Origin of the sequence: Arcobacter aquimarinus (assembly GCF_013177635.1) — a bacterium.
In the GTDB taxonomy this organism is placed as follows: Bacteria; Campylobacterota; Campylobacteria; order Campylobacterales; family Arcobacteraceae; genus Aliarcobacter; species Aliarcobacter aquimarinus.
Window position 1 is genome coordinate 616,442 of record NZ_CP030944.1, and the last position, 16,836, is coordinate 633,277.

The following is a 16,836-nucleotide window of genomic DNA, read 5'->3' on the forward strand; positions in this document are numbered from 1 at the left end:
TCTATAATTAAAACGATGAAGAATTTTTTTAAATGTTGTCAAAATTTTTAGGAGGTTAAAGTTGAAAAGCAGCGAAGTTTTACAAAAAGATACTAGCTCTAAAGCTGTTCAAGTAACAAGTAGAAGAGATTTTTTCAGAAAAACAGCTATTTATTCTGCTGGAGCCTTGAGTGCTGCGTCAGTTTTATCGCCAGTTTCTGCGAAAGCAGATGATCCTGCAATAATAAATGAAGCACCTTGGGGTATGAAATTAGGAGATCCTGTAGATAAAAATCTATATGGAATGCCATCTCCGTATGAACATAATAATATTAGAAGAACACATGATTTATTATCATCAGGAGATGCTTATGCATCTATTTCTATGTGTCCAATACATGAATCAGAAGGTATTATTACACCAAATGGATTGTTTTTTACAAGAAATCATGGTGGAACAGCTCATGTTGATCCAAATGAATTCAGATTAATGATTCATGGAAAAGTTAAAAAAGAAGTAGTTTTAACTTTAGAAGATTTAAAAAAATATCCAAGTGAAACAAGAACTTATTTTATTGAATGTCCTGCGAATGGAAGTCCAGAGTGGAGAGGACCTCAATTTAATAGTTTACAATTCATGAAAGGTATGATGAGTGCTGCACAATGGACTGGAGTTATGTTAAAAACAATACTTGATGATATTGGATTAGAGAAAGATGCAGTATGGATGCTTGCAGAAGGTAGTGATAATGCTGGAAATCCAAGAACTATTCCAGTTGAAAAGGCTTTAGATGATGTAATGGTTGTTTGGGCTCAAAATGGTGAAGCATTAAGAGCAGAGCAAGGTTATCCTGTTAGGCTTGTTGTTCCAGGATGGGAAGGTAATTTGAATACGAAATGGCTTAAGAGATTAGAATTTTCTAATAAACCTTGGCATTCTAAAGAAGAGACTTCTAAATATACAATGCTTCAAAAATCAGGTAAAGCAATTAGATATTTTTGGGTAAATGAAGTTAATTCAGTTATAACATCACCATGTCCTGAAAAACCTTGGACAAACCTAAAAAAAGGTGACATGGTAGAAATTGAAGGATTGGCTTGGACTGGACATGGAACAATCAAAGGTGTTGATATTTCATTTGATGGTGGAGATAATTGGGTTGAAGCTAAATTAAAAGGTTTAGTATTACCAAAATCTTGGACTAGATTTAGTTATATTTATAAGTGGGATGGAAAGCCTTTATTATTATCAAGTAGAGCTTATGATGATTTTGGAAATATACAACCTACAATTGATGAAGAGACTAAAGCAGTGGGTGTAGAATCAGTTTACCATAGAAATGCAATTGTAACTTGGGAAATTACAGGAAAAGGAGAGTGTAATAATGTTCAAATTAGAAAACACAAAAAAGCTTAAAGTAACTCTTCTTAGTGTTGGATTATCAGCTTTATTAGCAATATCAGCTAATGCTTCAACAAAAAATGATGTTGCTGTAGATGGTGCTGTTAAGTATCCCGTAAAAGATGGAAAATATGGACCTTATCATGTAAATACTCAAAGTATCAAAGGTTATAATGTTGGTAGAACTGCGACACAAACAGAAATAGCAGCATGGAATAAAGATGTAATGTATGATGGTACTGGTTTACCTGAATTTGATATGGAAAAGGGTAAAGTTGTATTAGATGAAAATGGAAAACCTAAGAAAGCTGAAGGTTCAGTTGAATGGGGTGAGGAACTTTATGATGCTCAATGTGCTATGTGTCATGGAGATTTTGGTTCAGGTGGTAAAGGTTATCCCACTTTAGCAGGTGGGACAAAAGAATCACTTAAACTTCAAAGATTAAATCCAGCAGATGAGCATCCAAATCCAGATTCACCTGTGAAAACAATAGGTTCATTTTGGCCATATGCAAGTACTTTATACTGGTATATTCAAGATTCAATGCCATTTAATCATCCAAAAAGTTTGACAAATAGTGAGACTTATGCTCTTACTGCTTATTTATTATCTGTTAATGGTATAACTATTGATGGTGAAGAATTAGATGATGAATCTGTTCTTAATAAAGAAAACTTTTTAAAAATTAAAATGCCAAATGAAGATGGATTTTATCCAGAAGTTAATACTCCTGAAAATCCTCAACAAGGTGTTAAAAATATGACAGCATTACTTTCTGATCCAAAAATATATGGAACAGGAACAAGATGTATGAAAGATTGTATAAAAGAAGATGTTAAAAATCTTGTTTTAAAAATTAATGTTGATTTAAAAGATAGTGCTGGACAACCACTTTCAACACAGAGAAGTTGGCCACAAACAGATACTAAGACAGTTAAAGCAGGTCAAACTGAATACGAAACTAATTGTGCATCTTGTCATGCAAATGCAGCAATTGGAGCCCCTGTTTTAGGTGATAAAGCAGCTTGGGAAAAAGTAACTGAAAAAGGTTTAGACAAAGTTTATGAGAATGGTATCAATGGAATAAATGCTATGCCTCCAAAGGGTGGAAATATGGATTTATCTGATGAAAAAATGAAAGAAATTATAAATTATATGATTGATTCAAGTAAATAATAAGGAGATAGTGATGAAATTAATTAAAAATTTACTAACTGCAACAGTTTTAAGTAGCTTTGTTGCTGTTAGTGGTTTCGCCTCTGATGCTGAATTGATAAAAAAGGGTGAAAAAATCTATACAACAAATACTTTAGGTAATTGTATAGCTTGTCATGCTGCTAATGGTAAAACTTTAGATGGTCCTGGAAGTATGGGACCTGTTTTACAATATTTATCAGCATGGCCTGATGAAGCATTGTATGATAAGATTTATGATCCAAATACAGCAAATCCAATCTCAGTTATGCCAGCTTTTGGTAAAAATGGTTGGCTAAGTGATGATGAAATTAAAGCAGTTGTTGCTTATTTAAAAACAATAAATTAATAATAAGGATATAAAATGATAAATAGAAGAAATTTTTTAGGTTTAGGTTTAGGAGCTATTGCAGTTGCTGCAATTCCAGGTAAATTAAGTGCTGTTGATTTCAGAGAAACAAAACCAAAAGCATGGACTGCAACAAAAGTAGATGAGGCTGTAAAAGAAATTTTTGGAACTACAACTACAACAGAAGGAAGTATTAATTTAAGTGCTCCAGACATTGCTGAAAATGGTGCAGTTATTCCAGTATCTTTTGATACAGAATTAAAAGCAACAAAAGTAGCAGTATTTCAAGATGCAAATCCAGAAAGTGCAGTTGCTGTATTTACAGTACATCCAGATTCTGTAATTGATTATGCAATCAGAATTAAAATGCAAAAAACTGGAACAGTTACAGTTATTGCTGAAGCTGATGGAAAATTATATTCGGTTTCTAAATTAGTAAAAGTAACTATTGGTGGATGTGGTGGTTGATTTTATTCAACTAATAATATTTAAATAAAAATGAAAAATAAAATTAAAAGGAAATAATATGTCAGGTACTACAAAAATTAAAGCAAAATTAAAAAATGGTGTTGTTGAAATCAAAGCATTAGCATCTCATCCAATGTTAAGTTATCAAGAAGCAGAAAGAGCAAAAAAAGAAGTTAATTTTATTACTTATGTTATTGCAAAAGTTGGAGATAAAGTTGTTTATGAAGCATCAACTTCTCAATTTTTATCAAAAGATCCATACTTAAAGTTTAACTTTAAAGGTGCAAAAGCAGGTGATGTTCTTGAATTGACATGGAAAGATTTAAAAGGTAATACAGACGTAAGTACTGCAACAATTAAGTAATATTGCTGATAAAAATAAATTAGAAGGAGATGCTATGTTATCAAAATTAGTAAAATCAGCAGCTGTTATAGCACTTACTGTGTGCTCTTTAAATGCAAACGATTTTAATGCTGGAGCAGAAAAAGATAGATTAGCTGTTATTAAATATCTTGAAACTAAATTTGCTGATCCAGAGAAAAATAGAAATACATTTTTCCCTTATTCAACAGATGAAGAGTTAAAAAATGATTATGATAAAAATTTAAAACATAATGATTTTGCAATAGGAAGTTATTCTTATTCAAAAGATGCTAGATCACAATATGAAGCTATTAAAGAGATGCCACCTTATGAAGATGGTATTGAAAAAGGGGAAGAGTTATATAACAAAAAGTTTGCTAATGGTAATTCATTAGCAACTTGTTTCCCTGACCCAACAGTTGGAGGGACTTATCCATATTTTGATGAAAAGAAAAAAGAACTAGTATCATTAACTTCTGCAATTAATGATTGTTTAAGAGCAAATGGTGAAAAAGAGTGGAATACAAAAAAAGGTGATATGGCTAGTTTTCAAGCATTTATAGCTTATTCAACACAAGAAGCAGGTAAAAAGTTTGATATTAAAATAGAGAGTGAAGAGGCTAAAAAAGCTTATGAAAATGGTAAGCAATACTATTACACTCAAAGAGGTTATTTAAAACTTTCTTGTGCAGAATGTCACGTTCAAGGTGCAGGACAAAGAGTTAGAAATGAGAAACTTTCTCCTTTAACAGGGCAAGTTACACATTTCCCAGTTTATAGATTAAAATGGGATGAACTTGGAACTTTAGAAAGAAGAATGTCAGGTTGTGTAGTTGATCAAGGACAAGTTCCACCAAAAGATGAAAGTACACAGATGAAAGAGTTATTATATTTCTTAGCATACATGTCAAATGGTATGGCTATTGATGGTCCAGATGTTAGAAAATAAAAGGTGAATAAGATGAAAAATACAGTTTTAAAAATCGCAACTGCAACTGCATTGTTAACTTTTGGTATTTCTTACTTAAGTGCATCTGATTTAGCTAATTTGGATGTAAAAAAAGAGTGTAATGTTAAAGTTAATGGAATAGAAAAAGTTTTAGAAACAGCAAAAAAATATAATGAAATTGCAATCAATAATAAAGTTGAATTTATGAGACTTGGAATGAAAGCTAGTCAATATATTGAAGCTGTTGATGGTGCTTTAAAATCAGGTGCTAAAAACATTGACATTGTTGATGATAAAAAGAAAAAAACAGGTGAACTTACAGTTGAATATGCTGCTTGGAGAGCTTGTGCATTTGCTATTAGTGCAGTAACTCAACATGAACAAGGAAAAACTGGTTGGAAATTAGCAAGTCCAAGTGACGGATATAAATACTAGTTTCTAGTTATGTTTAATTCAAAAGAAGTCAAGATTTAAACTCTTGACTTTTTTTATTTAAAAAAAATGCTTTATATAAATTTGAGTTTTTTGGAAAATTCAAATTTATATATATAATTAAAATAAGGTAAATAAAATGAGTAAATTAAGTAGAAGAGAATTTGTTTATATGATGGCTGTTTTAGGAGCAGCACCTGTTTTTGCTAATTCACATACAAGAATGACAGATACATCAAATAAACTTGAAGATTATTATAAATTAAAACCATTTGGAAATGCAAGAATTTTACATATGACAGATTGTCATGCACAGTTGTTACCTGTTTATTTTAGAGAACCAAGTGTAAATTTAGGATTACATACAAATTTTGGAAAAGTACCACATATTGTAGGTGAAAAATTCCTTGAGCATTATGGAATAAAAGGAAATAAAAGATTAGAATATGCGTACTCATGTATAAATTTTGAAGAACATGCAAAAGCTATGGGAAGAACAGGTGGTTTTGCTCAAATTAAAACAGTAGCTAATTATTTAAGAGAGAGTTTTGATAAAGAAAAAACTTTATTTTTAGATGGTGGAGATACTTGGCAAGGAAGTTGGACATCTTTACAAACAAGAGGTAAAGATATGGTTGGAGCTTTAAATGAATTAGGTATTGATGTATGTACAGGTCACTGGGAGTTTACATATAAAGATACAGAAGTTATGGAAAACTTAGAATTATTAAACGCAGATTTCGTTGCTCAAAATATTAAAGTTAAAGAAGATGCATTTTTGAATGGTTCTGAAATTGCTGAAAAAGCTTATGATGAAGACGAAGCTAGAATGTTTAAACCTTATGTTATAAAAGAACTAAAAGGTATAAGAGTTGCTATTATTGGACAAGCCTTTCCTTATAGTACAATTGCTAATCCAGCTTATAATATGCCTGATTGGACTTTCTCAATTGATCCTGAAAATATGCAATCAATTATCAATAGAGTTAAAGAAGTAGAAAAACCTGATGCTATTATAGTTCTTTCTCATAATGGTTTTGATGTTGATAAAAAAATGGCAGAGGTTGTATCTGGAATAGATTTTATTATGGGTGGACATACACACGATGGTGTGCCTGAAGCATACCCTGTTAAAAATGCAGAAGGAACTACTTATGTATGTAACGCAGGAAGTAATGGTAAATTTTTAAATGTTCTTGATTTAGATGTTCAAAATGGAAAAATTAAAGATTTTAAATTTACACTTTTACCAATATTCTCTGATTTAATTCCAGAAGATCCTTCAATGAAAAAATATATTGATGATGTAAGAAAACCTTTCTTATCTCAAATTACTAGACAAATTGCAACTACAGATGTAACTTTATTTAGAAGAGGTAACTTTAATGGTTCTTGGGATCAAATAATTTGTGATGCACTTCTTGACGTAAAAGGAGCAGAAATTGCTATGTCTCCAGGTGTTAGATGGGGAACTTCTGTAATGCCAGGTCAAGCTATTACTTTTGATGATTTAGCTACACAAACAGCTATGACATATCCAGAAACATATTTAAGAGAAATAAGTGGTGCTGATATTCACATGATTTTAGAAGATGTTGCAGATAATCTATTTAATGCAGATCCATTCTATCAACAAGGTGGAGATATGGTAAGAACAGGTGGAATTTCTTATACAATTGATCCAAATAAAACAATTGGAAAAAGAATTACAAACATTAGATTAACTAAAACAGGAAAACCTTTAGAAGCTAGTAAAATGTATAAAGTTGCAGGTTGGGCAACTGTTGGTTCTGTTTCTGCTGGTGAGCCAATCTGGGAAACTGTAGAAACTTACTTAAAAAATGTAAAACACATTAGTAATGTAAAAGTTGATACTCCTGATATTATTGGAGTAAAAGGAAATCCTGGAATTATTTAATTTTAGGATTAAAAGTATAAAGAGTTTTCTCTTTATACTTTTTTTATTTCAATGAATATTTATATTTTATTTATTGAAGTGAAAAAGGATTTTAAGTGAAGAATTTTTTATTGTTAAGTTTGCTTTTAATTACAAACTTATTTGCTGATTTTAAAGAGGGTGAAACTATATTTAAAAATAAGTGTTCATCATGTCATCAAGATTATATTTCTATAAACACTATCAAAGAGAATTTTTTTGAAAAAGAGAATAAATTATTAAATTTAAAAGCTCCAACTGTTAATATGCTTGTTTATGCGATTATGGATAGTCCTAAAAAAATAGGTGATGCAAGTGATTCTGAAATGCAAAGTATAGAAATTGAAACATATTTAAAATCTTATTTAGAAAATCCTGATAGATTTAATTCTATTTGTGATGATTATATTTTAGGATTTTATGATAATAAAAAAAGTATGAAAACTTTATTGAGTGATGAAGAATACAGACTTTTAACTACTTATTTTATGGAATATAAAGATAATTTTAAAGATGAAGATAAAATAGAAAAAGAAGAATTTTCAAAAGATCAAAATGCTATTTTAAATAAAGCAAAAAAAGAGAACAAACAAATTTTAGTTTATGCAACAGCAAAATCATGCTTTTTTTGTAAAAAAATGGATAGGGAAGTTTTAGATTTAAAAGAAGTTAAAAATGAGCTTCAAAAAGATTATATTTTTGTAAAAGTTGATATGGATGAATCGTTATTACCTTTTGATTTGCAAAAAGTTTATAAAAAAATAACTCCTAGTTTCTTTTTTGTTTCAAAGGAAGGTAAGTTTATAAAACAATATCCTGGAAGTTGGACTAAAAGTGATTTTCTAGAAATTTTGAAAGAGAATAGAATAAAATGATTAATATAGGAAAAGTGTTAGATACTTTTAGTGCTACAAAAGAATCAAGTGGACTTCCAAGACCAAAGGTTGAAAATCTGAATCTTATAAAAGATTATGGAATTGAAAATGATAAATTTGCAGGAAAAAAGCTAGAACAAACAGTTATGATAGTGGGAGTTGAATCTTATGAAATAGCAAAAGATAAAGGTATAGATTTAGAGTTTGGATGTTTAGGTGAAAATATTTTATTAGATTTTGATCCTCATACTTTAAAAGTTGGAACAAATTTGATAATAGGAGATGCAATTATACAAATAACACAAGTTTGTACCGTTTGTAATCATTTAGCTGTTTTTGATGAGAGTTTACCCCTTTTATTAAAAGGACATAGAGGACTTTATTGTAGAATAGTTAATAATGGAATCGTATCAAAAGATATGATAGTAAAAATAGAAGGATAAATTTATGAAAAAGATTATTTTAGTAGTTTTAATGGCAGTTTTTTCTTATGCCCAAACAAAATTTAGTGAACCACAACCAACTTTTGATAACCCAAGAAAGGTTGTTTATTCTTTATATGTTGGTGATTTAGATACAGTTAGTCATACAATTGGTTCTATGTATAATATTTTAAAAGAGTATCCAAGTGAAAGTTTAAAAATAGTTGTTGTTGCTTATGGTAAAGGTATGAGAGTTTTAAAAAAAGACTATGATGAAAATACATTAAATAGAATCAAATCTTTGATGGAATATGATGTTGAATTCATTGGTTGTAAAAATACAATGGAAACGATGAATTGGAAAGAAGAAGATTTTATAGATGGCATTAGTTTTACACAAGCTGGAATAGTTGAAGTTATAGAAAGACAACAAGATGGTTTTATCGGAGTTACAGCTTATTAGTTTAAGTTTTTCAATTTAAAAATAGGAGAGTAAAATGTTTAAAAAAAGTTTATTGTTATCAAGTTTTTTAATTGCTTCAAGTTTATCTTTAAATGCGGCTAAAATTTCACAAGAAGAGTGTGCTTCAAAAGGTGATAATTTTATATTTGCTGGAAATGAGTGTATTGCTTATAAAAAATTTTCAGGTGATGAAGAAGGTTCACTAAATATAATCGTTCATGGAACATGGAATGAAGGAACAGATACTCTTGCAAGGTATGCACCTTTTGCAGAAGATTTATCTATGAGAACAGATATTACTACAATAGCTGTTGCACTTCCAGGATATTCAGGAAGCTCTACAAATAATTTTCCATCTTTAGTTCATGATGGAGTTGAAAGTTTAGGTGCTAAACAAGAGTATGTTGAGTTTTTAGGAGAACTTGTAAATGCATTAAAAACTAAGTATGAAGCAAGTAAGGTTACTTATATTGGTCATAGTGCTGGTTGTATGATGGGTGCAACTTTAACAGGGATTAAACCAATGTTAGTAGATAATATTGTTTGTGCTGGTGGAGTTTATGATATCAAAAAAGAGAAACCTCATTTAAAAGAAGCAATTTCCATAATTGATGTTTTAGATAAAGTAGATAAAGAGACTAAATTTGTTTTAGTTTATGGAACAGCTGATGATATTTCAAAACCTCAAACTACAATTGATTTTTATAATTTGGCAAAAGAAAAGGGTTTTAATGTAAAACTTGTAGAAGCGAAAGACGCTCCTCATATTGATTTAGATATGACAAGTGAATCTATAGAAGCTATAACAGAACTTTTAGAAGAATAAAAGAGAAGTAGACTAAAAGTCTACTCTCCATCATAAAATTCTAATTCTCTAAAAGCATCAAAGACATTTTTACTATTTAATTCATCATAAAGTCCTTTATCTTTAAACTCTTCCATAGTTACAATTTGAGTTATTTCATCAGCTCCAATATCATTTTCAATAGCTTCCATTACTCTTTGTTTTAAAAGTGTAAAATATTTCGTTGTTTCATCAGTTGCTGTTTTAGAAGTATCTGTTCCGTGACCTGCTACTAAAATCTCCCAATCTTTTGAGCTTATCATATCAAGAGCCTTTAATGTTCCTAGAACAGACCCATCTCTATTTGATGTAACTCTTCCATTCATTACGATATCTCCTGAAAATAGAACTTTGTCTTTTGGTAGATAAACAAATAAATCATCAGCTGTATGAGCTTTTACTTTTGTTGGAGTTATTATTATCTCTTTGTTCCCAATTTTTAGAGTTGTTTCTTCACTAATTATCTCATCAGCAGGAATAAATTTTGTTCCTTTTTTTTCTTCATCTGAAAGTACACCTAATCCTCTAATCTCAGAGTTTTCATTGTATTCTTTATTTAAAAGTGCAGGAGCATAGATTTTTGAATTAAATTTTTCTTTATAAAAATTATTGCCAAGCCAGTGGTCATCATGAACATGAGTTGTAATTATAGTCTTAACAGGCAACTTTTCTATTTTCTCAATAGCTTCATAAGCTTGTTTTGCAAAACCATAACTAGCCCCTGTATCAATTAATACATAACTATCTGTTGTTTTTATATAACAGCTATTTGACATAAATCCTGCATTTTCTTTTGTAGGTGGTTCAAGTTTTCCAAAAAAACACCAAACATCTTCAGATACTTTTTTAGGTTCTAAATCATAATTAAAAGCAAAGGCACAAGCTGTTGTTAGTGATAATATTGCAATTTTTTTTAACATATTTTTCCTTTTTTATTTCATAATTAAAGATTATATTGTAATATCACTTTTATATAATTAATAGTAATAGGATATTTCATATGGATAAGAAAAAACAGATGCAATTTAATTTAAATAATTTTTTACTTTCTACAAGTATTGCTTTAGATTTTGTTTCAAAGAATAGATATAAAATAAGTTTAGGACATGCAAAAAGAGTAGCTTTTATAGCTTTAAATATTGGAATAAAATTTGATTTAAGCCCTGAGGAATTAAGTGATTTATGTTCATATTCACTTCTTAGTTCAATTGGATTAAATCAAAGTAATGATGATAAAACTTTTTGTGAAATATCAAATGAATGTGCAAAAGAGTTTATTTTTTTAAATCAAAATAAAAATATACTTCTATATCAAAAAGAAAAAATTGATGGAAGTGGAATTTTTGGTTTAAAAAATGAAGAAATTCCTCTTTTTTCTCAAATTATTTTTTTGGCTAGAACTTTGGATATTATGTATGATTTTGGAAAAGAAAATATTAAAAGTAGGTTTGATGCAATAGAGTTTGTAAAAGAGAATTTGGATATATATTTTTCAAGACAAATTATAGAGAAGTTTTTTGAGTGCGTAAAAGATGTGAGTTTTTGGCAAGATATGTTAAACGAGCAAGATACAATGATGTTTATTTATGCTTCTTTATATGATTTTACAAAACCTTTAGATTTTGAAGATATTTTGAAAATGACAACAATTTTTCATAAAATTGAAAATCCTCAATCAAAATTGATCGAATTAGCTCAAATTATGTCTGATTTTTATGAATTTGAACACAAAGATAAACAAACATTTTTAATAGCATCAAGTTTATGTAATATTGGAAAATTAACTTTAGGAAAAGATTTACTTGAAAAAGTTGATGAGTTAAATATTTATGAAATTGAAAAAATAAAAACTTATCCATACTATACAAAAAAGATTTTACAAAATATTATAGGTTTTTCAGATATTACTTCTTGGGCTATAAAAATTCAAGAAAGACTCGATGGAAGCGGTTATATTTTGGGTTTAAGTGCAAAAAATTTAAATTTTAAAGATAGATTATTACAAACGTTATATGCATATAATGCATTAAGGGAAGATAGAGTGTATAGAGAACTTTTTAGTCACGATGAAGCAATAGAAATTCTAAAATTTGAAGCAAGTGAAAATAGATTTGATATTACAATAATTGAAGATTTAGAGAAGATTTTAAAAGAGAGTTAAAAAACTCTCTTTTTTTATGGTTTTACAGTAGTTAAACCTAAACTTAACCAAGATTGCATTCCACCTCTATACCATTTTAGTTTTTCTTCAGGGTAACCAATAGCGATTAGTTCTTTCATAGACTCAGGTGATTGTCCACACCAAGCTCCATTACAAAACATTAAAACTGTTTTTGCATTTGTAAAGTCATATTTCCCATCTACTTTTGTTACACCAAGAATCTCCATATATTCTTCAAATTCATCAGGATATTGAGATTTTTTTGTATAAATATATGGAATATTTACAGCTGTTGGAATTGTTTCATGGAAAAACCAATTTTCTGTTCTTGAATCAACTAACATCAAATTCTTATCAGTTTTAGATTTCTCAATAAAATCTAAAACTTCAACTTCTCCAAAAGTTTCAACTTTATCAGAATATTTTATAGGTGAAATCTTCCCCATATAAGTTACAAAGGCTCTTTTACAATCAGCTTTTACATTTTCAGCAGCTTGATGAACTCCTCCATATACTACTTTTGGGTCAAATCCTACATCTTTACATTCTTCTTTTTTTTCTCTTTTTATAACTACTGTTTTTTGTTCATCTTTTGAATTTTTAAATTTAACTTCAACACCATTTGTTTGTAAATCTACTGCGAAAATTGATGTTGCTAAAACAAAACTTCCTAAAATTATTTTAATCATTTCTTTCTCCTTAATTTTAAAATAAATAATAAATGATTATAACAAATAATCATAATAATTAGCTTTTATACAATTTTTTAAAATATCATCATAAGAAAAAAGTAGATATAATCGCGTATATTTATAGAAAAACATAGGATTTTTAATGAGCGAAAAATACGAACCGTCAAAAGTAGAAGATAAATTTTATAAAATATGGGAAGAAAGAGGTTATTTTGAAATAGATGGAAATAAGTCTATTTGGAAAACTGATGCAAATGGAAAACAAAAAACATTTTCTATTATGATGCCACCACCAAATGTAACGGGAAGTTTACATATAGGTCATGCATTAACATTTACATTACAAGATATTATTACTAGATATAAAAGAATGGATGGTTTTAAAACTCTTTGGCAGCCAGGAACAGACCATGCAGGAATTGCGACTCAAAACGTTGTTGAAAAACAGCTATTAGCTGAAGGTACAACAAAAGAAGAGATAGGAAGAGAAAAGTTTTTAGAAAGAGCTTGGCTTCAAAAAGAAACAAGTGGTGGAAATATAGTTCATCAAATGAGAAAATTAGGTGTTACTCCAGCTTGGAAAAGAGAGCGATTTACGATGGATGAGGGATTAAAAGAGGCTGTAAAAGAAGCTTTTATCTCTTTATACAATGAAGGTCATATCACTCAAAATAACTATATGGTAAATTGGTGTACACACGATGGTGCGTTATCAGATATCGAAGTTGAACATGAAGAAGTAAATGGTAAGTTTTACCATATGATTTATAAGTTTGCAGATGGAAGTGGTGAACTTCAAGTTGCAACTACTAGACCAGAAACATATTTTGGGGATACAGCTATTATGGTTCATCCAGAAGATGAGAGATATAAATCAATCGTTGGAAAAGAAGTATTATTACCTTTAACAAATAGAACTATCAAAGTAATCACAGATTCTCATGTTGATATGGAATTTGGAACAGGTGTTGTAAAAGTAACTCCTGCTCACGACCAAAATGACTATGAAGTTGGAAAAAGACACGATTTAGAGTTCATCAAAGTATTTGATGAAAAGGGTATTTTAAACGAATATTGTGGAGAGTTTGCTGGACTTGAAAGATTAGAAGCAAGACCTATTATTGTAAAAGCTTTAGAAGAAGCTGGGTATATCGTAAAAATTGAAGAGCATACTCATCAAGTAGGGCATTGTTATAGATGTAAAAATATTGTTGAACCATTTATTTCTCAACAATGGTTTTTGAGTTCTGAAATGGCTCAAGAGTCAATTAGAAAAACAAAAGAAACAACAAAAGAAAGAGCTGTAAGTGGTGAACATAATGGAACACTTTTCCACCCTGCACATTGGATAAATTCATATACAGCATGGATGGATGAGTTAAGACCTTGGTGTATTTCAAGACAACTTTGGTGGGGACATAGAATACCTGTATTTACTTGTGATGATTGTGGACATCAATGGGCTGATAAAGCTGATGATCCAGAAGCTTGTCCAAAATGTGGAGGGAAACACTATACTCAAGACCCAGATGTTTTAGATACTTGGTTTTCATCAGCTTTATGGGCAATGTCGCCATTAGGTTGGGGAAATAATGGAAAATTAAAAGAACTTTATAACGATACGGATGAAGCAGATTTTTATCCAAATTCATTGTTAATCACTGGTTTTGATATTATGTTTTTCTGGGTAGCTAGAATGATGATGATGGGTGAACACTTCAAAAAACAATTACCATTTGAAGATATTTATATGCACGCGTTAGTTAGAGATGAACATGGTGCAAAAATGTCAAAATCAAAAGGAAATGTAATTGACCCACTTGATATGGTAAATGAACATTCTGCTGATATTATCAGATTTACACTTGCATATCTTTGTGTTCAAGGAAGAGATATAAAACTTGGGAGCAAAAACCTAGAGCAATTTAGAAACTTTACAAATAAACTTTACAATGCAAGTAATTTCTTACAGTTAAATGTGGAAACTTTCCCTGATTTAAAAGATATAAAAATCCAAACACCACTTGGTCTTTATATGCAAAGTAAATTAAGTGATGCAGTTGATGAGTTAAGAAATGCTCTTGAAACTTATAAATTCAATGAATCAGCATCTATTTTATATAAATTTGTATGGAATGAATTTTGTGACTGGGGAATTGAGTATGCAAAAGCTAGTAAAGATTCTGTTGTAGAACTTGGAGCAATTTTTAAAGAAACTTTAAAAATGGTAAGTCCTTTTATGCCATTTATTTCTGATTATTTATACCACAAATTAAGTGGAACAACATTAGAAGAGGGTGATTCATTAATGATTATGAATTTCCCAAAGGAAATAGCAAAAAATCAAGAAATGGAAGATATGTTTGCTATTATTGAAGAAGCAATTACAGCTATTAGAAGAGCAAAAGTTATCATAGATATGGGTAACTCAAAAATTGCAAAAGCATATTTAAAAATCAATAAAAATATTGATAATGAAATGGCTAAACCATTTATTGAAAAACTTGCAAAAGTAGAAAATATTGAGTTTGTAACTGAAAAGCAAGAAAACTCAATCACAGATGTAAGTGATAACTTAGAAGTTTATATTCCAACTGGTGAGATTGATATGACACCAATTATTTCTAAACTTACAAAACAACAAGAAAAATTAGAAAAAGAGATAGCAAAACTTTCAGGAATGCTAAATAATGAAAAATTTGTAGCAAATGCACCAGCAAACGTTTTAGAAGAAAATAGAGCAGGCTTAGCATCTGCTGAAGATAAATTGGCTAAGGTTGTGGCTGAACTTAAATCTTTGAGTTAAGAAAAAAGATTTTTTAGATAGATTTTAAAAAGCCCCATCAATTTTGATGGGGCTTTTTTTTAATAGTAATTTCTTAAATTAAACAAACTGCTAGTTTATTTGATATTAAACTATTCTTTTGTAAAATAAACTACTAGTTTATAAAAAATTAAATCAAAGAAATTAGATGAACGTAACAAAAGATAAAGTCTCAACAGTTTTTTTTCAATACTCAATTCCATCTGTTTTAGGAATGCTAGCAATTTCATCAGCTAGTATTGTTGATGGATTTTTTATTGGAAATTATGTTGGAGCTTTTGGACTTGCGGCAATAAATATTAGTTTACCTATTTTCTCATTTTTATTTGGTTTTGCTTTGATGATTGCTATTGGAACAAGTGTTGTAGTAGGAAAATTGATAGGTGAAGGTAATATTCAAACAGCAAGTATAATTTTTACAAAAGCAGTTGTATCTATTGTTATTTTTAGTTTTTTATCATGTTCAATTTTATATTTAAATATTGAAACACTTTTGTATTATTTAGGTGCAAACGAAAATTTGATGGATATAGCGATAGAGTATTTGTCAATAATTCTTATTTTTATTCCATTTTTGATGATAGGAATAGTTCTTGATTATTTTGTAAGGATTGATAATAGACCAAATCTTGCCTTTATAACAATGCTTTTAAGTTCTATTATAAATATTGTATTAGACTATTTTTTTATCGTTTATCTTCAAAAAGGGATTTTTGGAGCAGCCTTGGCAACTGGGATATCTCAATTATCTTTGATATTTATTCTTTTGCCTCATTTTTTTTCAAAAAAAGCAACTTTAAAATTTGTATCACCAATAGGAAATTATATTCAAATTTTAAAAGCTACATACAATGGAGCATCAGAGTTTATAAATGAGATTTCAGTTGGAATTACAACTTTGATTTTTAACTATATAATGATAAAAACTTTTAATACAGAAGGAGTTGCAGCATTTGCTGTGATAAATTATCTTTTATGGATTGGTATAATGATAAGTTTTGGAATAAGTGATTCTTTACAACCAATTATTAGTAAGAATTTTGGAGCAAAAGAGAATAAAAGAATAGAAGATTTTTTAAAAATAGCTTTTGTTTCAACATATTTTGTTGGTTTTTTTATGATAGTCTTGATTATTTTTGTACCAGAACAATTGGCAAATCTTTTTTTAGAAGATACCAATTATGAAACCAAACAAATAGTTTTGAATTTTGTTACATTTATTTGGATTGCATTTCTTTTTAATGGAGCAAATCTTATAGTTTCAGCTTATTTTACAGCAATACATAAACCTTTACACTCTGCAATTATTGCCATATCAAGAAGTTTTATTTTCCCAGTATTGTTTATATTTATTTTACCAATGATATTTGAAAAAAATGGGATTTTTTTAGTAATTCCTATAGCTGAATTTATAACTTTCATACTTGCAATTGTTTTATTTAAAAATTTTAGTCCAAAAAAAATAATATAGAATTATATGG

The 16,836-nt window shown here is 29.0% G+C and carries 17 protein-coding genes; 15 read left to right on the plus strand and 2 right to left on the minus strand.

Annotation, left to right across the window (positions count from 1 at the left end; translation table 11 throughout):
- The first annotated feature begins 61 nt into the window (after window positions 1-61).
- The 12 genes from soxC to AAQM_RS03110 all read left to right on the plus strand — a co-directional run bounded on the left by soxC (window position 62) and on the right by AAQM_RS03110 (window position 9,660).
- Window positions 62-1,396: a sulfite dehydrogenase gene (soxC, locus tag AAQM_RS03055; protein WP_129096091.1), complete on the plus strand. Its 1,335-nt coding sequence runs from the start codon at window positions 62-64 to the stop codon at window positions 1,394-1,396.
- On the plus strand, window positions 1,365-2,558 hold the full coding sequence (locus AAQM_RS03060; protein ID WP_129096090.1) for a c-type cytochrome: 1,194 nt from the start codon (window positions 1,365-1,367) through the stop codon (window positions 2,556-2,558). Before soxC ends, AAQM_RS03060 begins: the two co-directional genes overlap by 32 nt.
- 13 nt (window positions 2,559-2,571) lie before the next feature.
- Entirely contained in the window at window positions 2,572-2,925 is a 354-nt protein-coding gene (gene soxX / locus AAQM_RS03065) for a sulfur oxidation c-type cytochrome SoxX (protein WP_129096089.1), read from the plus strand.
- 15 nt (window positions 2,926-2,940) lie between these two features.
- Window positions 2,941-3,393 (plus strand): thiosulfate oxidation carrier protein SoxY, encoded by a 453-nt coding sequence (soxY, locus tag AAQM_RS03070; protein ID WP_129096088.1) that lies wholly within the window; start codon window positions 2,941-2,943, stop codon window positions 3,391-3,393.
- A gap of 58 nt (window positions 3,394-3,451) precedes the next feature.
- Window positions 3,452-3,757, plus strand: coding sequence for a thiosulfate oxidation carrier complex protein SoxZ (soxZ, locus tag AAQM_RS03075; protein WP_129096087.1), 306 nt, complete (start codon window positions 3,452-3,454; stop codon window positions 3,755-3,757).
- 34 nt (window positions 3,758-3,791) lie between these two features.
- Window positions 3,792-4,706: a sulfur oxidation c-type cytochrome SoxA gene (gene soxA, locus AAQM_RS03080; RefSeq protein ID WP_129096086.1), complete on the plus strand. Its 915-nt coding sequence runs from the start codon at window positions 3,792-3,794 to the stop codon at window positions 4,704-4,706.
- Between the two features lie 12 nt (window positions 4,707-4,718).
- The gene (locus AAQM_RS03085) at window positions 4,719-5,141 is read left to right on the plus strand and encodes a hypothetical protein (RefSeq protein WP_129096085.1); all 423 of its coding nucleotides are present in this window, start codon (window positions 4,719-4,721) and stop codon (window positions 5,139-5,141) included.
- A 136-nt stretch (window positions 5,142-5,277) separates the two neighbouring features.
- Window positions 5,278-7,056: a thiosulfohydrolase SoxB gene (gene soxB / locus AAQM_RS03090; protein ID WP_129096084.1), complete on the plus strand. Its 1,779-nt coding sequence runs from the start codon at window positions 5,278-5,280 to the stop codon at window positions 7,054-7,056.
- A 95-nt stretch (window positions 7,057-7,151) separates the two neighbouring features.
- The gene (locus AAQM_RS03095; protein ID WP_129096083.1) at window positions 7,152-7,949 is read left to right on the plus strand and encodes a thioredoxin family protein; all 798 of its coding nucleotides are present in this window, start codon (window positions 7,152-7,154) and stop codon (window positions 7,947-7,949) included.
- Window positions 7,946-8,392 (plus strand): MOSC domain-containing protein, encoded by a 447-nt coding sequence (locus tag AAQM_RS03100; RefSeq protein WP_129096082.1) that lies wholly within the window; start codon window positions 7,946-7,948, stop codon window positions 8,390-8,392. Before AAQM_RS03095 ends, AAQM_RS03100 begins: the two co-directional genes overlap by 4 nt.
- A 4-nt stretch (window positions 8,393-8,396) precedes the next feature.
- Complete coding sequence (locus tag AAQM_RS03105; RefSeq protein ID WP_129096081.1) at window positions 8,397-8,834, plus strand: DsrE family protein; 438 nt, start codon at window positions 8,397-8,399, stop codon at window positions 8,832-8,834.
- A gap of 34 nt (window positions 8,835-8,868) precedes the next feature.
- A complete protein-coding gene (locus AAQM_RS03110; RefSeq protein ID WP_129096080.1) occupies window positions 8,869-9,660 on the plus strand; it encodes an alpha/beta hydrolase in 792 nt (263 codons plus the stop codon).
- Between the two features lie 20 nt (window positions 9,661-9,680).
- Here AAQM_RS03110 and AAQM_RS03115 read toward each other — a convergent pair whose 3' ends face one another.
- Window positions 9,681-10,598: an MBL fold metallo-hydrolase gene (locus AAQM_RS03115; RefSeq protein ID WP_129096079.1), complete on the minus strand. Its 918-nt coding sequence runs from the start codon at window positions 10,596-10,598 to the stop codon at window positions 9,681-9,683.
- 80 nt (window positions 10,599-10,678) lie between these two features.
- Here AAQM_RS03115 and AAQM_RS03120 point away from each other — a divergent pair, with 80 nt between their 5' ends.
- The gene (locus tag AAQM_RS03120; protein WP_129096078.1) at window positions 10,679-11,839 is read left to right on the plus strand and encodes an HD-GYP domain-containing protein; all 1,161 of its coding nucleotides are present in this window, start codon (window positions 10,679-10,681) and stop codon (window positions 11,837-11,839) included.
- Between the two features lie 14 nt (window positions 11,840-11,853).
- Here AAQM_RS03120 and AAQM_RS03125 read toward each other — a convergent pair whose 3' ends face one another.
- Window positions 11,854-12,528 (minus strand): rhodanese-like domain-containing protein, encoded by a 675-nt coding sequence (locus tag AAQM_RS03125; RefSeq protein ID WP_129096077.1) that lies wholly within the window; start codon window positions 12,526-12,528, stop codon window positions 11,854-11,856.
- Between the two features lie 145 nt (window positions 12,529-12,673).
- Here AAQM_RS03125 and AAQM_RS03130 point away from each other — a divergent pair, with 145 nt between their 5' ends.
- Window positions 12,674-15,337 carry a valine--tRNA ligase gene (locus tag AAQM_RS03130; protein ID WP_129096076.1) on the plus strand — a complete coding sequence of 888 codons (2,664 nt, stop codon included), beginning with the start codon at window positions 12,674-12,676 and terminating at the stop codon, window positions 15,335-15,337.
- 166 nt (window positions 15,338-15,503) lie between these two features.
- Window positions 15,504-16,826 (plus strand): MATE family efflux transporter, encoded by a 1,323-nt coding sequence (locus tag AAQM_RS03135; RefSeq protein WP_129096075.1) that lies wholly within the window; start codon window positions 15,504-15,506, stop codon window positions 16,824-16,826.
- Window positions 16,827-16,836 lie beyond the last annotated feature (10 nt).